Origin of the sequence: Trebonia kvetii, from assembly GCF_007827045.1 — a bacterium.
Lineage (GTDB): Bacteria > Actinomycetota > Actinomycetes > Streptosporangiales > Streptosporangiaceae > Trebonia > Trebonia kvetii.
Genome location: NZ_RPFW01000016.1, coordinates 1 through 19,348 on the forward strand (window position 1 = coordinate 1; position 19,348 = coordinate 19,348).

The 19,348-nt window shown below is 67.3% G+C and carries 23 protein-coding genes; 15 read left to right on the top strand and 8 right to left on the bottom strand.

The window, feature by feature from the left end; all coding sequences use genetic code 11:
- Window positions 1-386: 386 nt before the first annotated feature.
- Window positions 387-1,364 carry a helix-turn-helix transcriptional regulator gene (locus tag EAS64_RS42445; RefSeq protein ID WP_246116159.1) on the top strand — a complete coding sequence of 326 codons (978 nt, stop codon included), beginning with the start codon at window positions 387-389 and terminating at the stop codon, window positions 1,362-1,364.
- 904 nt (window positions 1,365-2,268) lie between these two features.
- On the opposite strand, the gene EAS64_RS42455 is transcribed toward EAS64_RS42445, so the two are convergent.
- The 5 genes from EAS64_RS42455 to EAS64_RS42465 all read right to left on the bottom strand — a co-directional run bounded on the left by EAS64_RS42455 (window position 2,269) and on the right by EAS64_RS42465 (window position 5,271).
- On the bottom strand, window positions 2,269-2,430 hold the full coding sequence (locus EAS64_RS42455; protein WP_222850037.1) for a hypothetical protein: 162 nt from the start codon (window positions 2,428-2,430) through the stop codon (window positions 2,269-2,271).
- Window positions 2,431-2,639: 209 nt separating this feature from the next.
- The gene (locus EAS64_RS44310; RefSeq protein WP_187366570.1) at window positions 2,640-2,807 is read right to left on the bottom strand and encodes a hypothetical protein; all 168 of its coding nucleotides are present in this window, start codon (window positions 2,805-2,807) and stop codon (window positions 2,640-2,642) included.
- 213 nt (window positions 2,808-3,020) lie between these two features.
- Window positions 3,021-3,239: a translation initiation factor IF-1 gene (gene infA, locus EAS64_RS42460; protein ID WP_145862389.1), complete on the bottom strand. Its 219-nt coding sequence runs from the start codon at window positions 3,237-3,239 to the stop codon at window positions 3,021-3,023.
- 80 nt (window positions 3,240-3,319) lie between these two features.
- On the bottom strand, window positions 3,320-3,556 hold the full coding sequence (locus EAS64_RS44315) for a hypothetical protein (RefSeq protein WP_187366571.1): 237 nt from the start codon (window positions 3,554-3,556) through the stop codon (window positions 3,320-3,322).
- 552 nt (window positions 3,557-4,108) lie between these two features.
- A protein-coding gene (locus EAS64_RS42465) for an IS3 family transposase (RefSeq protein ID WP_439333597.1) occupies window positions 4,109-5,271 on the bottom strand; the annotation gives its coding sequence in 2 pieces (ribosomal slippage) (window positions 4,109-4,983 and window positions 4,983-5,271; 1,164 coding nt in all).
- A 77-nt stretch (window positions 5,272-5,348) separates the two neighbouring features.
- Here EAS64_RS42465 and EAS64_RS47045 point away from each other — a divergent pair.
- Complete coding sequence (locus tag EAS64_RS47045) at window positions 5,349-5,480, top strand: hypothetical protein (RefSeq protein WP_281283401.1); 132 nt, start codon at window positions 5,349-5,351, stop codon at window positions 5,478-5,480.
- 472 nt (window positions 5,481-5,952) lie between these two features.
- On the opposite strand, the gene EAS64_RS42470 is transcribed toward EAS64_RS47045, so the two are convergent.
- Window positions 5,953-6,381: a type II toxin-antitoxin system VapC family toxin gene (locus EAS64_RS42470; RefSeq protein WP_145862390.1), complete on the bottom strand. Its 429-nt coding sequence runs from the start codon at window positions 6,379-6,381 to the stop codon at window positions 5,953-5,955.
- Between the two features lie 11 nt (window positions 6,382-6,392).
- Entirely contained in the window at window positions 6,393-6,608 is a 216-nt protein-coding gene (locus EAS64_RS42475; RefSeq protein ID WP_145862391.1) for a hypothetical protein, read from the bottom strand.
- Window positions 6,609-7,507: 899 nt separating this feature from the next.
- Between EAS64_RS42475 and EAS64_RS42480 the strand changes: the two genes are divergently transcribed.
- The 13 genes from EAS64_RS42480 to EAS64_RS42540 all read left to right on the top strand — a co-directional run bounded on the left by EAS64_RS42480 (window position 7,508) and on the right by EAS64_RS42540 (window position 19,008).
- A complete protein-coding gene (locus EAS64_RS42480) occupies window positions 7,508-7,912 on the top strand; it encodes an ATP-binding cassette domain-containing protein (RefSeq protein ID WP_222850038.1) in 405 nt (134 codons plus the stop codon).
- 209 nt (window positions 7,913-8,121) lie between these two features.
- Window positions 8,122-9,372 carry an ABC transporter substrate-binding protein gene (locus tag EAS64_RS42485; protein WP_145862393.1) on the top strand — a complete coding sequence of 417 codons (1,251 nt, stop codon included), beginning with the start codon at window positions 8,122-8,124 and terminating at the stop codon, window positions 9,370-9,372.
- A gap of 56 nt (window positions 9,373-9,428) precedes the next feature.
- On the top strand, window positions 9,429-10,301 hold the full coding sequence (locus tag EAS64_RS42490) for a branched-chain amino acid ABC transporter permease (protein WP_187366572.1): 873 nt from the start codon (window positions 9,429-9,431) through the stop codon (window positions 10,299-10,301).
- Window positions 10,302-10,303: 2 nt separating this feature from the next.
- Window positions 10,304-11,290 (top strand): branched-chain amino acid ABC transporter permease, encoded by a 987-nt coding sequence (locus EAS64_RS42495; RefSeq protein ID WP_187366573.1) that lies wholly within the window; start codon window positions 10,304-10,306, stop codon window positions 11,288-11,290.
- Entirely contained in the window at window positions 11,287-12,057 is a 771-nt protein-coding gene (locus tag EAS64_RS42500; RefSeq protein WP_145862396.1) for an ABC transporter ATP-binding protein, read from the top strand. The genes EAS64_RS42495 and EAS64_RS42500 overlap by 4 nt, the downstream gene beginning before the upstream one ends.
- Window positions 12,044-12,793, top strand: a complete 750-nt coding sequence (locus tag EAS64_RS42505) for an ABC transporter ATP-binding protein (protein WP_145862397.1) — start codon at window positions 12,044-12,046, stop codon at window positions 12,791-12,793. The genes EAS64_RS42500 and EAS64_RS42505 overlap by 14 nt, the downstream gene beginning before the upstream one ends.
- Window positions 12,790-13,452 carry a GntR family transcriptional regulator gene (locus tag EAS64_RS42510; protein WP_145862398.1) on the top strand — a complete coding sequence of 221 codons (663 nt, stop codon included), beginning with the start codon at window positions 12,790-12,792 and terminating at the stop codon, window positions 13,450-13,452. Before EAS64_RS42505 ends, EAS64_RS42510 begins: the two co-directional genes overlap by 4 nt.
- Window positions 13,439-14,443: a 4-hydroxythreonine-4-phosphate dehydrogenase PdxA gene (locus tag EAS64_RS42515; RefSeq protein ID WP_246116157.1), complete on the top strand. Its 1,005-nt coding sequence runs from the start codon at window positions 13,439-13,441 to the stop codon at window positions 14,441-14,443. The genes EAS64_RS42510 and EAS64_RS42515 overlap by 14 nt, the downstream gene beginning before the upstream one ends.
- Complete coding sequence (locus EAS64_RS42520) at window positions 14,436-15,356, top strand: sugar phosphate isomerase/epimerase family protein (protein ID WP_145862399.1); 921 nt, start codon at window positions 14,436-14,438, stop codon at window positions 15,354-15,356. Before EAS64_RS42515 ends, EAS64_RS42520 begins: the two co-directional genes overlap by 8 nt.
- Window positions 15,353-17,071, top strand: coding sequence for a dihydroxyacetone kinase family protein (locus tag EAS64_RS42525; RefSeq protein ID WP_145862400.1), 1,719 nt, complete (start codon window positions 15,353-15,355; stop codon window positions 17,069-17,071). Before EAS64_RS42520 ends, EAS64_RS42525 begins: the two co-directional genes overlap by 4 nt.
- Window positions 17,065-17,541: a ribose-5-phosphate isomerase gene (locus EAS64_RS42530; protein WP_145862401.1), complete on the top strand. Its 477-nt coding sequence runs from the start codon at window positions 17,065-17,067 to the stop codon at window positions 17,539-17,541. The genes EAS64_RS42525 and EAS64_RS42530 overlap by 7 nt, the downstream gene beginning before the upstream one ends.
- Window positions 17,538-18,314 (top strand): SDR family NAD(P)-dependent oxidoreductase, encoded by a 777-nt coding sequence (locus EAS64_RS42535; RefSeq protein WP_145862402.1) that lies wholly within the window; start codon window positions 17,538-17,540, stop codon window positions 18,312-18,314. The genes EAS64_RS42530 and EAS64_RS42535 overlap by 4 nt, the downstream gene beginning before the upstream one ends.
- Window positions 18,307-19,008 carry a triose-phosphate isomerase family protein gene (locus tag EAS64_RS42540; protein ID WP_246116158.1) on the top strand — a complete coding sequence of 234 codons (702 nt, stop codon included), beginning with the start codon at window positions 18,307-18,309 and terminating at the stop codon, window positions 19,006-19,008. Before EAS64_RS42535 ends, EAS64_RS42540 begins: the two co-directional genes overlap by 8 nt.
- 28 nt (window positions 19,009-19,036) lie before the next feature.
- Here the strand turns inward: EAS64_RS42540 and EAS64_RS42545 are convergent, their stop codons facing one another.
- Window positions 19,037-19,321: a hypothetical protein gene (locus EAS64_RS42545; protein ID WP_145862403.1), complete on the bottom strand. Its 285-nt coding sequence runs from the start codon at window positions 19,319-19,321 to the stop codon at window positions 19,037-19,039.
- Window positions 19,322-19,348 lie beyond the last annotated feature (27 nt).

Here is a 19,348-nt window from a genome sequence, read left to right on the forward strand (position 1 = left end):
TTTGCTGGGAGAGAATCACCAGCCAGTACCCGGCTATGTTCTCGCACTGGCACCAGGTGACGTGGTACTGGCGGACAGGATGACAGGAGCCCGGTGACGCGAGAGCGTCACGCCGGGATCTGTGGGAACCCGGAGGGGAAGTTCCTCCGGGCTACCCGACCCTGGGCTACCCGACCATCCCTAGCACGTGGCATCGGCGATCTTCGCTGCTATGCTGTGCCCTAAATGATACTTGATGTCGCGACATGTTGTTATTTATTCCGTTTGTTGGAGAACGAGTCGCGGACGATAGCTCCGTCCACCTTCACCGGGGACGTGGGATTCGGGGTACTGCGGTGGCGAAGCTTCGCGTGCTTGAGCCATTTGGAGTTAGTCCGGTGGCAGAGATGGTGTATCTCGCCATACTTGAGCATCCGGCCGGCGGGGTATCGGCGCTGGCCGAACAGGTCGGCGTCTCCGAGACGGTGGTCAAGGAGTCCCTGGACGAGCTGGCCATGATCTCCCTGCTGAAGCCAAGCACAGAGGATCCCGGTGTCTTCCGGCCGGTTGCCCCGGAAATCGGCCTTGAGGCGCTCCTCGCGCGTCAGCAGGCAGAACTGCTGCACAGGCAGGCTCAACTTGAGGAGAGCCGCGCCGGACTGGCAGTGGTCATCGCCGAGCAGGCGAGCCGACGCCCAGCCGGGCCGAAGACAGATGCCGAGGAGTTCGTCGGCATCGACGCCATCCGTGATCAGTTGGAGCAGCTCGCTCATAAGACGCAGTACGAGGTTCTCACGTTCGCGCCCGGCGGTGCCCAGTCCGCACAGGCGCTGCAGGCCAGCAAGCCGCTGGACGAGCAGTTGCTTGGCCGGGCCGTCAACATACGGACCATCTACCTCGACAGCGTCCGCAATGACCCGCCGACCGTCAGCTACGCACGGTGGCTCACCGTCCTGGGCGGCCAGGTCCGCACCGTCCCCGTGCTTCCGCTGCGCCTGATCGTCGTCGACAGGTCCGTCGCCGTCGTTCCGCTTGACCCCAACGTTACCCGCGCTGGCATTACGCTGCTGCGCAGTCCAGGGGCCGTGGCGGCCATGCACGCGCTGTTCGAGCAGGTGTGGGAGAACGCCACCCCGCTTGGCGTAGCGCAACCCCGCGTCAGGCAGAACCTGACGCGCCAGGACGCAGCCCTCCTGAGGCTGCTGTCCCAGGGTGACACCGACGAGGTGGTCGCGCGCAAACTGGGAGTATCGGTGCGCACCGTGCGGCGGATGGCGTCCGAACTCATGGCCGAACTCGGGGCGCGGAGTCGGTTCCAGGCGGGGGTACGCGCGTCTGAACGCGGCTGGCTCGACCCCGGTATTGACCTGTCGAGCGGCGGCTAGGCCAGGCCAGCGGGCGAAGCCGAACATTCATGATTTCTGGAACGACAAATTCGGTGCGTCGAGGCATTCCGCCTGTGGTGCCGGGACCCGTCCGGATCCAGGACGGCCCCCGGCACCATCTTGCTGACCTCGCGGTTAAGTGGCGGTCGCTCAGGTCAACTACCTCGGATATTCGTGGATTTCGCCCGGGGGGGGACGGGCTTACCCATTTTTTATCCAGTGGGACTAATCATGCGAGGAAGGAGCCAGGCCGTTCAAGGGATTCGCCTGTCACCCTCCTGCACTGCAGCATTAGGACACGCAGGATCAGGACAGCGTTAGCGACCCGCCGCGCCCAACGCGGGTCACCGGCGCAGGGCTGGCGGGTACGCACGGCAGCACCCCTGCGCAGGCGAGGGTCAGCTCGGGTACCGCTTCCTGGTGTAGCTTCGCGTACCGGGCAGCCGCGGATTTCAGCTGGTCGCCGAGTTGCTCTATGCGCCGGGCTGTCTGCGGGTTGTCTGCTTTGCATCGACCAGCAGTGGCTTGCCGTTGCGTCTTGCCGCGAAATCGAAGCCGTGAGGACCGTAAGACATCCCTGCAGCCAGCTCGATCTCCGGGTCGTGCTCCAGTATCCGCAGGACGAACTGCTCGAACGTGGCCCCCGGTTCTCGGTGCGCATGCTAGCCGGAGTGTTAACGCGCAATTACTACCACTTTGCGCGCTTGTGTGGTCCGGTACGCGCTGTGGTCGGCGTGGACATCTCGTGGTGGTCCCCAGTCGCGGAGAACGGTCCACTTTGTCAGTTCGCCGAGGGTTACGAAGGTGATGCACAGGGAGTGCCCGGCCAGCCGGGAGCGAAGCGGGTCCGCTAGGCGGCCGCGGAGGATGGTTGAGGCAACGTCGGTGTCGAGGACGATGAAGCTCACGCCAGCCCAGTATGCCGGGCGGCGTACAGGTCTACGAGGAAGTCGGCTAGCTCCTCATCGGACTCGAAGAGGTCTGGGCGGGCCAGTTCATCGACCGAGACGACCGGGCCGACGCCCTGGCGGCGGGCGAGTTCGGAGACGGGGACATGCTCGGCCATGCTCCACCCAGGCAGTCGGCCAGTGTTACTTGATGTCATGACCGCTCACCGTCCCTCGTTCGCTGGACCTAGCTCTGCAGTGCTTGACCTGATTTATCAGTACAGCCATCAACGTAGAAGCCTCTAAGGCGCCGCCGAATCTTCGAATAATACTGATCTACTGCTCTCTGAACCGGAGTGCGCAGGCCCGGGGACACGGGTGTTTTGATCTACCCGGATGCGCCGATCGGCTCATCGCCGTAGAGGTCTCGCCAGAGTCTTAGCAGGAACTTCTCGGGGCTGCCGTCGTCGTACTGGACGTGGTTGGAGATCTCGTCTCGAGGCACCTGGTCCGGCTGGATGATGGCCTGGCGAAGTTCGGACTTGAAGGTGCCCATCTCCGGGCGGTCTGCGCGTTTCGCGAGCTGCTGGAGTGACTCGAGGTCGTCAGCTTCGGGGTGCAGGTACGTCGTCGCGATCCTGATGACCGTAGTGAATGGCCCGTCGGGATACCAGCGCCTGCCCGTTGGAGAGCCTATCGACTGCAGTCCGCGAGCCCTGGCCGGCCCTACTGACGCCCCGGCCCGCTAGTCAGAAGTCGTAACGCCGGATCACTTAAAGCGGTAAACGATGCGCCCCTGCGACCAGTCCGCCGGGCTGATCGCCAGCAGTACGCGATCGTCCTGGATTACGCGGATGTGGTTTTTCGACATCCGCCCCGACATCCGCGCGAGGACCTCGTGGCCGTTCGCGAGTGCCACGGTGTAGAAGCCGTGCCCGCGCATCCGGATGACCGTGCCCTCGGTCTCGATGAAGTCAGCCCTCGGCATGGCGCACCCCGCCCCGGTAAATGGCGGTGATCTCGCCCTCGGTCCCGATCATGTCACTCTTCGGCATTTAGCGATCCTCCTCATTGCTCTAGCTGCGGCGTCGCACATCTTGCAGCGCGAGCGTGCCCGTCACGGGCAGTTCGGTCAGTGCCGAACTCCTTCTCCAGCAGCTTGATCTCGTTACAGGCATAGCAGCGCTGCTTGCCGTCGATATGCGCGAACGTGCACCGTTCGCCCGTGCCCTTGGAGTCGTTGCAGGACAGGCACAAGATCTGGAATCCCCCGGGGAAGCCATTGTCCCGAAGCCAGCGGTACATGCCACACGTCTCGGCATCCGGCCGAACAGCTTCTCGCGGTGTGCCTGAGCCATCGCCACGTCCCCCGAACCGCAGCAGGCACACCGCCAGCCGTAGAGGTCGAAGTCCCGCGCCGCTAGGTCAGCGCGCCGGCGGCCTCCGATGTTCCCGCCTGCACTCGGGCGTTTGCTCGCACACGCCCCACCTGCTGCCGACTCGGAGCCGTTTGCCGCATAAGTCACAGTTCACTTGGATATCGTACTCGGCTTCCGCTTCTCCATCGCCCCACATCTGCTGGGCGGTGACTCTGATCACCCCGAAGCGCGCAGCGTACCCATGGATGCTCCAGATCCGGGACTGCCAGTCGCTCACAGTGCCCCTGATCAGGACGATGCTGGCTTGCCTGTCGTTTCGGGGAGGGGTGACTTGTAACCCCATTGTTGTGCCTCGGTCGCGCCTGGACGAAGACCCTGCGCGGGTGTTCGACCCGTTCGACGCTGTCGAGAAGGGCCGAACGGCCTCGCCGGAGCGTCCTGACCTTGCCCCCGTTCGCCGGACACTTCGGGTGTGGGGTCAGGCGCCGTGGTCTGGCGGCCTGAGTCGTGTCTCGAAGTCGGCTGGGCTGAGCATCCCGAGGCTGGAATGCCTTCGCGCGGGGTTATACCAGCATTCTATCCATTCGAATATCGCGTTCGCTAGCTCTTTCCTGGATTTCCATGCCTTCCGGTCAAGAAGTTCTATCTGCATGGTGCCCCAGAACGATTCCATCATCGAGTTGTCGTAGCAGTCCCCGACCGTTCCCATCGAGCCGAGCAGCCCCGCGTCGCGGAGCCTTTTCCCGAAAGCCCAGGACGTGTACTGCGTTCCGTGGTCGGAATGCAGGATCGTTTTGCTTGACTCCGGGCGGCGCCGGAGGATAGCCATGCCGATCGCGTCGATGACCAGCTCCGATTTCTGGCTGACGTCAATTGACCAGCCGATGATCCGTCGCGAGCAGGCGTCCATGACCGCCGCGCAGTACACCTTTCCCTCGGCTGTCGGGTGCTCGGTGATGTCGGTCAGCCAGAGCTGGTCGAGCTCGGCGACCGCGAACTGCCGGTGCACCAGGTCTTCCTCGGTCGCGGCGTTGACCAGGTTCTTCCGGCCTTTGCGCCGGTGGACGCCCTGCAGGCCGGCTTCGCGCATCAGCCGGGCGACCCGCTTGCGGTTCACCGTCTCGCCCAGGCCCAGGACCAGCTCGGCGTGCACCCGCGGCCACCCGTAAGTGCCGCGCGATTCCTCGTGAACCGCCGCGATCATCTTCGCAAGCTCCCTGTTCCTCGCGTTTCTCGGCGATTCCGGCTTTCCGAGCCATTCGTAATAGCCGGACGTGGACACGTTCAGTACCCGGCAGGCCGCCGCGACCGGGATTCCGGTATCGGCCAGCTCTCGGACCAGCCGGAAGGTTACTTTGGGAGGACGCTTTCCCTGGCAAAGTAAGCGGCGGCGCGCTTGAGGATGTCGTTTTCCATCTCAAGCTGCCGGTTTTTCCGGCGCAGCTCTGCGATCTCTTTCTTTTCCGCGCTGGTTGGCTTTAGCGGGCTGCTGCTTTCGTCGGCGTCGGCCTGGGCGAGCCAGTTCCGCAGGCACGATTCGCTGATGCCGAGGTCTTTCGCGGTCTTGGCGATCGGTGCGGTGCCCTGGCGGGCGAGCTCGACGGCGCGCTGGCGGAACTCCGGAGGGTGCGGTGCGGGCATGGGGACATCCTTCCTGATGGCCGAGGCCATCTCAGGTCAGGTGTCCGGGAAACGGGGGCAAGCTCATCCTTCGTCACGTGAACGATCTGGCGCCGCTGGCTGAGCTGCTCCGTGAGATGGGCAGCCAGCTCAGGTCGGACATGAGGAAGCTCAGCCAGCGGGATCGGCTGGACCTGCTGCTCAGGCATGCCGCAGACTCGCTTGAATAGCACACCCGTTTCTAGCAAGCACTCTTGCAACCCGCAACGTCTAAGCCTGTGGCGCTCAGTGGCGTCCTCACCGCCACCTAGTATGACGATCGCCCCGGTCCCGACACTTGATCCGGTTGGCTGTCGGCCACTTGATCACACGGCCAAGCGTTTACCGTTCCGAGATCTGAGGCCGAGTTAAACCCCCACGGTCCTGGGTGCGGAAACTAGGTGCTCGAACGCTCCCCGGAATCTGGCCCATAGGCGTATCGGCAGGTCAGGGGACTATGCCAATGTGTCCGAGGGGGGACTTGAACCCGGGAACGCGGGAAATTTCCCCGATTCGGGGAAATTTCCATGGTCTGAGCGTAACGGCCGGTGCCCGCAGGCGCCAGGCATTTCGCGTTCCACGCAGCTTCCCGGGCCGGGCGGGTTGGCCGGGGTCCGAGTCGGGCGGCCTGCGAGGCGAGCGGTGCCGAATCGGGCAGAAGTGTTAATTAAGTCCGGGAACGGTAATGAACGCGGGAATGTGGCGTGGCCGGACAGCAGCGAAGTCCCGCAGGTTCACTGTCGCGACGGTGACGATCCCGAGTCGCTCGCAGATGGCGACCACCGACGCGTCGGTGCCGCCGAGACGGAGGTCGGCGTACTGGCGCACAAGCCGTGACATGCGCCGGAGGTCGGAATCGACGAGTTCCACTAGCTGGAAGGTGTAGTCAGGCCCCGTGCCCACGCTGTCCAGGAAGGCGGCCTCGGCTGCCGGCCCGAGTGTCCTGTCGATGAGGTAGCAGGTCTCGGCAAGCACCGTCGCGGGGACCATGAGGACGCCGGGCGTGCGCCGGAGCCAGTCCGCGCACCGCGCATGATGCTTGTCCCTGCGGTCGGCGAGGGCGTACAGGACATTCGTGTCAACGAGGATCACGCGAAGTGAGGCTACTCGCCGAAGCCCCCGGCGAGCAGGTCATCGACATGCTCGGAGATGTCGCTGCGCCCGCTGTCGCCGATCCCGACGAACGCGGGAAGCTGGCGTACCTGCTGGCCTGGCCGTGCGTCCGCGCCGATGAGCGGGCTGAGGAGTTCCAGGGCACGCTCGGCTTGCTCCTCGCCGAACCCGCCGACGAGCAGCTGCAACCGCTCCCACGCTGTCATGCCTCCAGTCTAACCGCCAGTGCGGCTCATTGCCGGGTCCCAAGGTCGCCAGGCCGAGGCTGAGTGTCCTGCAGACGCACACAGTCCGTTACAGGTCCTCGTCCGGACGCTGTTTAACCGGAGCCGGGAGAACGCGATATCCGCCTTACCTGTATCGGCCAGACCTGCAAGGAGAGATTTTGGGTGTGCCTGACCGTGCTCGCGTGTCCTTGGCTGCTCCTCCGCGGCTGCGCCGCGCGCCCAGGCCGTCGTGCTTCGCCGCTCACCGGACAGCACCACCGCGAGGCCGCCGAACCGTCCCCACTTCTCCCGGAGCCGCTGTTCGTCTTTGGCTTTGCGCCGCTCGTACTCACGGCGAGCCGATGACCCGGCGACGCCTGGGCCGGCGGCGCCCGCGCAGGTGATGCGGCGGATCGTCTTGGTGGCGCGTTCGTAGACCGCCTCCGCGTGCGCCGGCAGGTCCGCCCCGCACCTCCCCGCGTACCGCAGCCGCATCCTCCTGGAGCCGGGGTACCGGCAGCCGGATACGGAGGCTCGTCAGTCACGACGCTGATCGTAGCCGGTAGCCGCCGGCACGAGGACCTCCCTGCTCCCGCGGACCGCCGCCTGGCCGAGTAGTTCCCCGTCGAGGCCGGGGTCACCAGCACCCGTCCGCCTGATCAGGATGGATCATCTGTCGCTGATTCGCTGGCAAGCTCGAGCCGCTGCGGGCCAGTGACACGCCGCCGTAAGGATCGCCGACCACGCAGACTTTAGAGGCGGACAGGCTGGTGTCAGCAGCCTGAAGAGCTGCCCCCTTCCCCCGCCCGAGTCAAGCGGTGATCCGCATAAGACGGATTTTGCCCGGCGGAGTATGAACGTAAAGGTTGAGGGCCCGGTGTAACCGTGTCCGCCTACCCGTGCGTGAACCGCGGCTCAGCCGGCTGGATCCTGGGACCGTAGCCCAGCGTGCGTCGCGCGAGCGGCGTGCCGCGCGCGGGGCGCTGGCCCGGGTGGGGCTCGGGCACCGGGTTGGCCACCAGGCGACGAAGCTGTCCGGCAGCAAGCGCCATCGGGTCGCGATCGCCCGCGCCACGGTGGGCCGCCAGGCCATCGTCTTCGCCGACGAGCCCACGGGAAACCTGGATTCAGCGACCAGGCGGCTGATCCTCGACCGGATGCGCGAAATGAACCGGCAGGGCGCCACCCTTGTCGTCATCAGCCACGACGATCACGTCCCCGCCGCCTGCACGCGCCGCATCGACATGCCCGACGGTCAGCTCATCCCTGGCAGCGCCAACGCCGCACGTAGATCTGCCCCATGACGGTGGAGGATCTTCTGACTCGGCGTGCCGGATTACGCGAGCGTGGCGGCGACCTGGTCGAGGCGGGCCACGCGGGCCACCACCTGCACCGTTAGCCCGGCTTTTTCCTACTGTCGCGTAACTATTGACGACTACTGTCTTTTGTAGACAATAGTCGTAAGCCTGGCGTTAGCAGCAGGTTACAAGTCTTACGTCCGTCCGGAGGTTCGATGCCGAATCGTCGCATTACTGCCCTTATCGGGCTTTCCGCTGCGGTGCTCGCTGGCTCTGTCGCCTGCGCCTCCTCGTCGTCATCCGGGGGTAACTCGACGGGCAGCGGCGCCATCCAGATCGGGTTGATGGCCGACTATACCGGCCAGCAGTCCTACCTTGGCCCAGACATGGAAAGCGGTGTGCGCACCGCGATCGCCGTGATCAACGCGGACGGCGGCGTGCTCGGCCGGCCGCTCTCACTGTCCACTGGCGACACCGTCGGCGACCCTGTCGACGCGATCCCCGCCTTCAGGAAGCTCATCTCCGCCAACCAGATCACGGCCGTCGTCGGCCCCACCTCCAACGAGGGGCCGGCACTGCTGCCGATCACCGCGCAGAACCATATCCCGATGTTTCTCCAGGGCGGCACGACGGCCTTGGACCATGAGACCAACCCTTACTACTTCCGCACCACAGTCGGCGATGCGACCCTCGGCAAGGCGATGGCCGCATTCGCCAGGATCAAGGGCTTCAAGCGAGCCGCCTTCGCCTTCACCACCTCCACAGCGGCGCAGACCCTGGTGGACCCGATCAAGAATGAGTTCCTCGCCAAGGGCGGAACCGTGGTCGCCTCCGTCAACCTGGTCCCGGCCGCGAGTTCCTACCGAAGCAACATTCAGCAGCTGATGGCCGCCAAGCCCGACGTGGTCTTCTTCCAGCAGGACCCGCAGACGGCAGGGACCTTCTTCCACGAAGCCGCCGAGCTCGGCTTCAACACGAAGACCACCTGGGTGGGCACGGATACCGAGATGAGCCAGGACGTCTTCAAGGCGCTCGGCCCGACGCTAGCCACGACGAACTTCTTCTTCGCGCACGGCAGCGTCGAGCACAGCCGCGCGCTCGCCGCGTTCACCGCCGCCTACAAGAAGAAGACCGGCAGCAGCCAGTTCCTCACCTTCGCACCGGAAAGCTACGACGCCACCAACATCCTGGCGCTGGCCATCGACAAGGCCGGGAGCACCAGCGGCCCCGCGATCGCCAAGGCGGTGCTTGAGGTGACGACCCAGTCGCCGGGAGCCGTCACCGTCTACACGTACGCCGACGGGCTGGCGGCGCTGAAGGCCGGCAAGACGATCAAGTACTCCGGGGTCGCGAGCACGGACGTTTTCGACCAGTGGCACAACGTCGCGGGGCCGATGGTCGTGTCCCGCTGGACCGCGACCGGCATTATCGCGGACGTCCTCGCACTCGACGCCAAGCAGTACTGATGTCCGTTGCCCCTGCCCGCACGGGCAGGGGGCAACACCCAGAAAGGAGCCAGCCTATGCACACCATCCTCCTGTCAGCGGGATTCGGACTCGTCACCGCGTCCATACTCGCACTGGCCGGCGTTGGCATGTCCTTGCAGTTCAGCGTCACCAACTTCGTGAATTTCGCCTATGGCGACTACGCCACCATGGGCGCCTACCTGGCGCTCTTCGCGGTGCACAAGCACCTGCCGATCGTCGGCGCAGCAGCGGTGAGTGGCCTGGCCATGGCACTGCTTTCGCTGCTGATCTACCGGGTCGTCTTTCGCTCGTTCGTTCGCCAGCGGTCCCGCAACGTGACCCTGCTGATCGTGTCCGTCGGGGTGTCCCTGGCGCTGCAGGGCACCATTTCCGCTATCTGGGGCTCAGGCTTCCAGACGTACCAGCTCAACGTGCAGTCCCCGCTGCACATCGGGCCGTTCCAGCTCACCCTGCAGCAGATCCTGATCATCGCGATCGCAGCGCTTGCGCTGGCCGGCGTGCACGCGTTGCTGCGCTATACCATCATCGGCAAGACGATGCGGGCAATGTCGGACAACAAGGACCTCGCCGAGGTCAGCGGCATCAACACCACACGGGTCACGGACCTGACCTGGCTGCTGTCCGGGCTGCTCGTCGGGATCGCCGGGGTGGTGCTCGCCATCAACACCTCATCCTTCACCCCGCTGCTCGGCACTCAGTTCCTGTTCTTGGTGTTCGCCGGCGTCATCCTCGGCGGCATCGGCCGGATCTACGGGGCGATGCTCGGGGCGCTGATCATCGGGATGAGCACCGAGATCGCGTCCCCGTACGTCGGCGCGGCCTACGCCGACGCCGCCGCATTCGTGATTATGATCCTGATTTTGCTTATCCGTCCCAGCGGCATTTTCGCGGCCAAGGGAAAGGCCTGACAGTGCAATACCTTGTATCCCTGATCCCGCTGGTTTTCATTTACGGGATCCTCGTGCTCGGCCTCAACCTGCAAGTCGGGCAGACCGGCATACTCAACCTCACCTATTTCACGTTCGTCGCCTTCGGCGCGTACATCTCGGCAGTGCTCAGCCTCCCGCCGGCCGATCCGAGCACGGGCATCACGTACATCCTCGGCGCTAACCTGCCATTCCCGCTTACCACGCTGCTAGCAGGCTGTGCAGCGGCGATACTCGGCGTGCTCATCAGCTTCGCCGCCCTGCAGCGGCTGCGCAGCGACTACCTGGCCATCGTGACCGTCGGCGCCGGCTACGTCATCTACACGGTCGTCGGGAACCAGGCCAACCTGTTCGACGGCTGGAACGGCTTGTTCGGCATCTCCACCCCGGTCCCGCAGAACCTGGGCCCGAATGCGCAGATGCTCTTCTTCTCCGGAATCTGCCTGATCTTCCTGGTGGTCGTATTCACTGCGGTGGAACGGATCCGGCGGTCGCCGCTTGGCCGGGTACTGCGCGCGATCAGAGACGACGAGGGCGTGGTGGCCGCATTCGGACGTGACGTGTTCCGGTTGCGCGTCATGACGTTCGCGCTCGGCTGCTTCGTGGCCGGGGTAGGCGGCAGCCTGCTCGTGATGTACGCGACGGCGTTCAACCCGCAGTCGTTCCTCCCGCCGGAGACCTTCATCATGTTCGCCGCGATGATCATCGGCGGCATCGGCAACAACTGGGGATCGCTGCTCGGTGCGGCGGTGGTGCCGGTGGCGTTCGCCGAGGCCACCCGGTTCATCCCGGAGTTCGGGCACGCCGGCCTGGTCGAGGACTTGCGCGCTGTCGTGGTCGGCGTGCTGCTCATCCTGGTGCTGCGGTTCATGCCGCAGGGCCTGATCAAGGAGCGGCCGCCGGTGGACAGGGACCAGCCAGCCAGAGCGGATCAGGGGCTGGCGAGACTCCTGAAAGGAGCGCGGTCGTGAGCCTGCTCGAACTGGACCGTGTCAGCAAATCCTTTGGCGGCGTGAAGGCGGTCAACTCGTGCGCCTTCACTGTGGAGGCTGGCAGCATCACCGGGATGATCGGCCCCAACGGGGCGGGCAAGACGACGACGCTGAACATGATCGCGGGAGAACTGCGCGCCGACACCGGCCGCATCCTCTTCGACGGGACCGAGATCCAGCGCAAGCGCCCGCACGAACTGGCGCGCACCGGGATCGCCCGCACCTTCCAGCTGGCCAGGGAACTGGGCAGGCTGACGGTGATGGAGAACGTCTGCCTGGCGCCGTACGGCCAGCGCGGCGAGTCGCTGATGTGGAGCCTGTTCGGCGGTAAGGGGGCCCGCGCACAGGAGCGCGGCATTCAGGAGCAGGCTCGGGAAGTGCTCGCCACCTTCAACCTGTACGACAAGCGGAACGACCTCGCTGCCTCGCTCAGCGGGGGACAGAAGAAGCTGCTTGAAATCGCGCGGGCGGTCATGGCGGAGCCGCGGCTGCTGCTGATGGACGAGCCGACCGCCGGAGTCAATCCGGCGCTGCGGGACCGGTTGCTTGAGCACATCCGGCGTGTCAACGAGCAGGGGCTGACCGTCCTGATCGTCGAGCACAACCTGTCGGTGATCGAAGAGCTGTGCGACGACGTGATCGTTATGGCCGCGGGGACCATGCTCAAGCGGGGCCGCCTTGCCGAGCTGCGCAGGGACTCCGACGTCATGGCCGCCTACATCGGAGGAGACAATGTCGGTTCTTGAGATAGACCGGCTGACAGCCGGCTATCACCGCACCATTCCCACCATCACCGAAGTCTCCGCTGTGCTCACCTCGGGTGAGACGGTGGCGGTGATCGGGCCGAACGGCGCGGGCAAATCCACCTTCATCAAAGCGATCTTCGGCCTGTGCATACAGCATTCCGGTGCAGTCAGGCTTGACGGGGTGTCCCTCACCGGTCAGCCGCCCTCGAAGATCGTTGCCAGGGGACTCGGCTACGTCCCGCAGGTCAGTAACGTCTTCGCCGGCCTCACCGTCCGGGAGAACCTGGAAATGGGCGGCTATCTGCAGCGCCGGGAGATCCGCCGCAGGATCGAGGAAGTGACGGAGGTCTTCCCCGACCTCCGTGCCGCGCTTGGCCGCAAGGCAGAGCAGCTCAGCGGCGGTCAGCGCAACATGCTGGCGCTGGCCAGAGCGCTGATGACCAAGCCGGCCTTCGTCCTGCTCGACGAACCCACCGCGGGACTTTCCCCGCTGTACGTGGACAGGGTCTGGGCGCAGGTGCGCCAGGTCGCCGCTACTGGCGTGGGAGTGCTGATCGTCGAGCAGAACGCGCGACGGGCGCTTGAGGCCGCGCAGCGAGGCCTTGTGCTGGTCGAGGGCAAGGTAGCGATGAACAGGCCATCCACTGAACTTCTCGGCAACCCTGAGGTCATCGAGCTGTACCTCGGCGGCGAAGGCTCTGCCAGCCAGCCGGCCACTACGGGAGAGGCATCGTGAGAAACCACGCAGGAGACGGTCTGCAGCAGCCGAGCCTTGTCGAGCTCGCGGCGGACTCGCTGCGCCGCAGGATCCTCGGCGGCGACCTGAAGCCGGGTGAGCGCCTGAAGGAGGAACAGCTCACCGAGGAACTCGGCATCAGCCGGCCTCCGCTGCGCGAGGCGATGCGCCTGCTCGAGCAGGAAGGGCTGATCACCAAGCTGCCTCGCTATGGCGCCCAGGTCGTGTCACTGACCGCACACGACATCTGGGAGCTGCTGACGCTGCGGCAATCACTCGAAGTCCTGGCGCTGACGCTGGCGATGCCGGTGTCCGAGGAGGGACTTGCCGAACCACGGCAGCTGCTCGCCGACATGGAGACCTGCGCTAAGGACAACAGCCGGGCAGGCATGGTAGACGCCGGCTTCCAGTTCCACCTCAGCCTGGTGGGCCTGGCCGGGCACAGCCGGATCAGCGCGGTCTACCGCTCGCTGCAGGCACAGCTGCAGCTGTGCATGGCCGTGAACACTGAGGCCAGCCATGAGCCGCTGCCTGACAACGTGGCCCGCCACCGGCAACTGCTCGACGCGATCGCCACTGGCGACCTGGCGCTGGCGCTGGCCGCACTCAACGACCACGGGCACGGAGCCTACCTGGAGGCCAGGCGTGCCGATAGCTGACACAGAACTGGAGCGTGAGATCGTGGCCCGGCTGCCGCGTGTGTACGTCACGATGGGCGACCCAAGCGGCATCGGACCAGAACTGGTCGCCAAGCTGCTGGCTGAACCGGGCATCGCAGGCCAGGCGGATGTCACGGTCGTGGGGTCGCGGCGGGAGTTCGAGCGCGCCTGCGCGCTGACCGGAACGGACCCCGCTCCGGCCGGGTTCCGCGACGTCCCCATCGTCGGCGACTGGGCCCCGGCGACAGTGAGCGTTGCCGCCGGCCGGCACACCCTCGATTCGCTCGGCCTCGCGGTGGACGCGGCCGTGGGAGGGGAGGCCGACGCCGTCTGCTTCGCGCCGCTGAACAAGTTGGCACTGCGGGTGGGGGGCAACCCCTACCAGGACGAACTGCACTGGTTCGCGCACCGCATTGGCTACACCGGCTTCATCTCGGAGATCAACGCACTCGACGAGGTATGGACGTCCCGGGTCAGCTCGCACATCCCGATGCGGAACACACCCACGATGGTGTCGGCGGACCGGGTGGTCGCCGCGATCAGGCTGCTTGACACCGCGATGCGCGACTCCGGACGGCCGGCGCCGCGCATCGCGGTCTGCGCATATAACCCGCACGCGGGCGAGGGAGGGCTGCTCGGCATGGAGGAAATCGACACGATCAGCCCCGCGATCGAACAGGCTCGCGCCTATGTCGAGCGGGTCGACGGGCCATTTCCCGCCGACACGATCTTCCTGAAGGTGCGCGCCGGCCAGTACGACGGCGTGGTCACGATGTTCCACGACCAGGGGCAGATCGCGATGAAGCTGATGGGATTCGACCGCGGGGTCAGCATCCAGGGTGGCCTGCCGATCCCGATCACCACCTGCGCGCACGGCACGGCCTTCGACATCGCCGGCCAGGGGCGGGCCGACGTCTCGTCCCTGCGGCACGCCTTCGACCTGGCGTGCTCGCTGGCCATGCGACCGGCCAGTGAGGTGACTCATGCCTGACGATTGGACGATCGCCGCGGCGATGCTGCCGTTCCCGTCGGTGCTACCCGATGGAACCCTGGTGCAGGACGCGCCCGCGGAACGCTGGCACTACTCGCTGTCCGAGGTGGCGGCACTCGGCTTCCGGCACGTCGACCCGACCGACTCGTGGCTGCGTGTCGGGGACCTGACGGCGGCCAGGCGCAAGGAACTGCATGATGTCCTGGCCGGCCTCGGCCTGACCATGCCCGCCATCTCCACTGCCAGGCGCAGCGTGATCGACCCCGCGCACGGCGAGGAGAACCTGGCCTACTGCCACCGGGTGCTTGAGGCGGCGCCCGAGTTCGGCGCGACGACGGTGTCGGTCGGGCTCTTCCAGGCGCTCACCGATCGGCAGCGTGAGGTGCTGTGGTTCTGGACGGTGCCCGGGGCAAGCGACCCCGACGACCAGGACACCTGGGAGCTGGCGGTGGCCCGGTTCCGGGATCTCGGCCGGCATGCGGCGGATCTCGGCCTCAACCTGTCGCTGGAAATGTACGAGGACACCTATCTCGGCACCGCGGATAGCGCAGTACGGCTCGTCACCGACATCGGCCTGCCGAACGTGGGGCTCAACCCGGACCTGGGCAACCTGGTGCGGCTGCAGCGCCCGGTCGAGCACTGGCAGTCGATGCTGGACAAGACCCTGCCGTACACCAACTACTGGCACGTCAAGAACTACTACCGCAGCGAGGATCCCGCGTCAGGCATTGTTCTCACCCACCCGGCTCCGATGGAGTTCGGCGTGATCAATTACCGGTCGGCCATCGCGCAGGCCATCGGGCTCGGCTACACCGGCGCGTTCTGCGCCGAGCACTACGGCGGCGACGGACTCGCCGTCGCGGCGCGGAACCGGGACTACCTGCAGACCCTGCTCGTCGGGAGCAGCGCATGACATACGTCTGCAACGCGCCGGCGGCGTTTGCCGCCGAGATGCTCGAAGGCTTCGCGGACGTTCACAAGGAACGGGTGCGTGCTACGCCAGGCGGCGTACTGCGCGCCGTGACGCCGCCCGCGGGCAAGGTCGCGGTCGTGACCGGCGGCGGTTCCGGCCACTACCCGGCGTTCGCGGGCCTGGTCGGGCCGGGTCTCGCCGACGCGGCCGCGGTGGGCGACCTGTTCGCCTCGCCGTCTGCCCGGCAGATTGTGGACGTGGCGCGCGCTGCCGACCGGGGCGGCGGCGTCCTGTTCGTGTTCGGCAACTACACGGGCGACGTGCTCAACTTCACGCTCGCCGCCCAGCGTTTGCGGCTGGCGGGCGTGGACGTGGCGGTGGTGCCTGTTACCGACGACGTGGCCAGCGCCTCGCCGGACGAGGCAGCGAGCCGCCGCGGTATCGCCGGCAGCCTGATCGTTTACAAGGTGGCCGGCGCGGCGGCCGAGGCGGGGCTGCCCCTCGACAGGGTGGCGGATCTGACCCGCCGGGCCAACGAAAGAACCAGGTCGCTCGGCGTGGCGTTCACCGGCTGCACGCTTCCCGGTGCCGCTGAGCCGCTGTTCACTGTGGCCAACGGCGAGATGGGCGTGGGACTTGGCATTCACGGCGAGCCAGGCATCAGGACCGCGCCCGTGCCCCCGGCGGACGAGCTGGCCCGCCTGCTCGTCGGCGAGATCCTGCGTGAGCGGCCGCCCGGCGCGCAATCCGATGTCGCCGTGGTGCTCAACGGGCTTGGCGCGACAAAGCACGAGGAGCTGTTCGTGCTGTGGCGCAGCGTGGCCCGGCTGCTCACGGCCGCGGGCCTGCGGCCGGTCAGGCCCGAGGTGGGCGAGCAGGTGACAAGCCTCGACATGGCAGGCTGTTCGCTTTCGGTCTGCTGGCTGGACGACGAGCTGGCCCGCCTGTGGAATGCGCCGGCAGACACTCCCGCGTTCCGCCGGGTCGACCCGCCCACTGCGCAGCCCGGCCAGTCCGGCCGGCCGGCGGACCAGGAGACCGTGCCCGTGACTCCAGCCAGCATCGCGTCCAAGAGCGCGGCGGCGGCAATCCGCGACGGCTTCGCGGCGATGGCCGCCGCGCTGCACACCGCCGAGGAGGCACTCGGCAGGCTCGACGCGATCGCGGGCGACGGCGACCACGGGCGGGGCATGACCCGCGGCTGCGGCGCCGCGCTTGCGGCGGCGGCGCGGGCGGTCGAACAGGGGGGCGGCGCCCGCACGACCCTGCTCGCTGCCGCCTCCGGGTGGGCCGACGCGGCGGGCGGCACATCGGGCGCGCTCTGGGGCGCCGGGCTGCTTGCCTGCGGCGCGTGCCTGGACGACGCAACCGTGCCGGACGGCGCGACCCTGGTGCGCGCGGTACACGCCGCGGCGGCCGCCGTTCAGGAACTCGGCGGCGCGAACGCGGGCGACAAGACCATGATCGACGTCCTGCTGCCATTCCGCGCCCAGTTCACCGACTCGATCACGGCCGGCGCCCGGCCGTCCGCGGCGCTGCGGCAGGCCGCCGTCGTCGCGCGGGACGCCGCCCAGGCAACGGCCGCGCTGCGCCCGCGCCGCGGACGGGCGAGGCCGCTCGCTGAGCGCAGCCTCGGCAACCCCGACCCGGGCGCCGTCTCGCTCGCGCTCTGCATCGATGCGATCGCCACCGTTCTGAAGGAGAATCCATGCTGAGGATCGTGATCGGTGCCGACGAAGCCGGCTACACCTACAAGGAAGTGCTGCGGGCCGACCTGGCGGCCGACCCTCGGGTCACGGAGGTTATCGACATCGGCGTCAGCGCCGACGACGCGACCGACTATCCGCACATCGGCGTGGCCGCCGCCAGGATGGTGGCCGAGGGCCGCGCCGACCGGGCACTGCTGATCTGCGGCACCGGGCTCGGCATGGCGATCAGTGCCAACAAGGTGCCCGGCATCCGGGCCGTCACCGCCCATGACAGCTTCTCCGTGGAGCGCGCGGTGCTCAGCAACGACGCGCAGGTGCTGACGTTCGGCCAGCGCGTGGTGGGCCTGGAACTAGCGCGCCGGCTGGCAAGGGAGTGGCTCGGCTACACCTTCGACCCGAACTCGTCGTCCGCCAAGAAGGTCGCCGCCGTCAGCGCCTACGAGGCACAAGCCACAGCGGAGGGAATCAAGTCATGAGCAGCGCGCGCAGGCTGCCCGAGGCCCGCACCGCCGTAGTGACGGGTGCTGCCTCGGCGCGGGGGATCGGCCGCGCGACCGCGCGACGGCTGACTGAGTCGGGGTGGTCCGTCGCGGTGCTTGACCTGGATGGCGAGGCGGCGGCCAAGGTCGCCGCGGAGCTGTCGGCGCAGTCCGGCCATCAGTGCCTGGGACTGGCGTGCGACATTGCTGACGAGCGGTCGGTCAACCTCGCGATCGATCAGGTGGAGGAGCAGCTCCCGCAGCTCGCGGGCCTCGTGAACGTGGCCGGCATCAGCTCGCCTGTCCCGTTCCTCGAGCTGACCACGGCCGAGTGGGACCGGGTCTTCGCCATCAACAGCCGCGGCGTGTACCTGGTCACCCGCCGGGTCGTGCCAGCGCTTGTGGCGCTCGGCGTGGGCCGGGTCGTGAGCGTGTCGTCTGCCTCGGCGCAACGCGGCGGCGGCACATACAGCAAGGTGCCCTACTCGGCCGCGAAGGCAGCGGTGCTCGGCCTGACCCGGGCACTGGCGCGAGAGGTCGGAGAGTTCGGGGTGACGGTCAACGCGGTGTCGCCCGGCCCGGTCGACACCGACATTATGGGCGGCACGCTCACCGAGCAGCGCAAGGCCGACCTCGTGCGCGACCTGGTCGTGGACCGGGTCGGGACCGTGGAGGATGTCGCCGCCGTCATCGCGTTCCTGTGCGGGCAGGATGCCGGCTACATCACGGGTGCCACTTATAACGTCAACGGCGGGCTGATCATTGACTGAGTTCCTCGGGGTCAGCCTGAAGATGTACCTGTCGCACGCGGAGACGATCCGGTGGCTCGACGGCGTGGCGCGGCTGCGGACCGGCTCGGTGGAAGTGGCGGTGCTGCCGTCTTTCACCGCGCTGCCCGCGGCCGCGCAGGCACTGGCGGGCACGGCGATCCGCTATGGCGCGCAGGACTGCTGCTGGGCGGACGCCGGCCCGTTTACCGGCGAGGTGTCCCCCGCCGTGCTGCGGGAACTCGGCTGCTCCTACGTGGAGGTCGGCCACGCGGAGCGCCGCAGGCACTTCGGCGAGGACGATGCAATGGTCGCGCGCAAGGCCGCGGCAGCGGTGGCGGCCGGGCTGGTCCCGATCGTGTGCATCGGAGAACCCGGGCGGTGCGGACCTGCGGAGGCCGCGCGAGCCTGCGCCAGACAGCTCGCGCCGGTGGTTGCCGCCACCGGCAACGCGACCGTGATCGTGGCCTACGAGCCGGTGTGGGCGATCGGCGCGGCTGAGCCCGCCGATCCCGGCCATGTGCTCGCCGTGCTCGCGGACATCCGCGCGCGGGCGGGCAAGGCGCGAATCATCTACGGCGGCAGCGCCGGTCCGGGGCTGTTCAAGCGGCTGCCGGGGGTCGACGGCCTGTTCCTCGGCCGGTCGGCACTCGACCTGCGCGGCTTCGCCCGGACCCTGGCTGAGCTCGCCGCGTGAGCCGAAAGACCCAGGTCACACTTGGCGGTCAGCTGGGGCTTAGCACCTCGGCGGGGTCATGGCCAAGGTCGTGAAGCAAGACCATCGGGGCGTTGCTGCCGGGCACGCCGGTGATGGAGCCGCCCGGGTGGGCGGTCACTCCGGCCTGGAAGAGGCCCGCGATCGGCATCCGGTGCGAGCCCCAGCCGGGAGCCGGGCGCAGGCCGCCGGACTGGGCGATGCCGCGATCGCCGCCATGGAACGCGCCGTGGACCATATGCGGGTTCAGCTTCTCGTAGTCCTTCGGCGACTTCACCAGCATGGCCTCGATCACGTCGTCGACCCCCTGGCCGCCTTCCCC

Bases quoted from the DNA above. Each gene is read 5' to 3' on its own strand.
- EAS64_RS42455 (WP_222850037.1), bottom strand. From the start codon at position 2,430: ATGGCCGAGCATGTCCCCGTCTCCGAACTCGCCCGCCGCCAGGGCGTC.
- EAS64_RS42475 (WP_145862391.1), bottom strand. From the start codon at position 6,608: ATGACAGCGTGGGAGCGGTTGCAGCTGCTCGTCGGCGGGTTCGGCGAG.
- EAS64_RS42485 (WP_145862393.1), top strand. From the start codon at position 8,122: ATGCCGAATCGTCGCATTACTGCCCTTATCGGGCTTTCCGCTGCGGTG.
- EAS64_RS42530 (WP_145862401.1), top strand. From the start codon at position 17,065: ATGCTGAGGATCGTGATCGGTGCCGACGAAGCCGGCTACACCTACAAG.
- EAS64_RS42525 (WP_145862400.1), top strand. From the start codon at position 15,353: ATGACATACGTCTGCAACGCGCCGGCGGCGTTTGCCGCCGAGATGCTC.
- infA (WP_145862389.1), bottom strand. From the start codon at position 3,239: ATGCCGAGGGCTGACTTCATCGAGACCGAGGGCACGGTCATCCGGATG.
- EAS64_RS42535 (WP_145862402.1), top strand. From the start codon at position 17,538: ATGAGCAGCGCGCGCAGGCTGCCCGAGGCCCGCACCGCCGTAGTGACG.
- EAS64_RS42490 (WP_187366572.1), top strand. From the start codon at position 9,429: ATGCACACCATCCTCCTGTCAGCGGGATTCGGACTCGTCACCGCGTCC.
- EAS64_RS42445 (WP_246116159.1), top strand. From the start codon at position 387: ATGGTGTATCTCGCCATACTTGAGCATCCGGCCGGCGGGGTATCGGCG.
- EAS64_RS42520 (WP_145862399.1), top strand. From the start codon at position 14,436: ATGCCTGACGATTGGACGATCGCCGCGGCGATGCTGCCGTTCCCGTCG.
- EAS64_RS44315 (WP_187366571.1), bottom strand. From the start codon at position 3,556: ATGTACCGCTGGCTTCGGGACAATGGCTTCCCCGGGGGATTCCAGATC.
- EAS64_RS44310 (WP_187366570.1), bottom strand. From the start codon at position 2,807: ATGGGCACCTTCAAGTCCGAACTTCGCCAGGCCATCATCCAGCCGGAC.
- EAS64_RS42505 (WP_145862397.1), top strand. From the start codon at position 12,044: ATGTCGGTTCTTGAGATAGACCGGCTGACAGCCGGCTATCACCGCACC.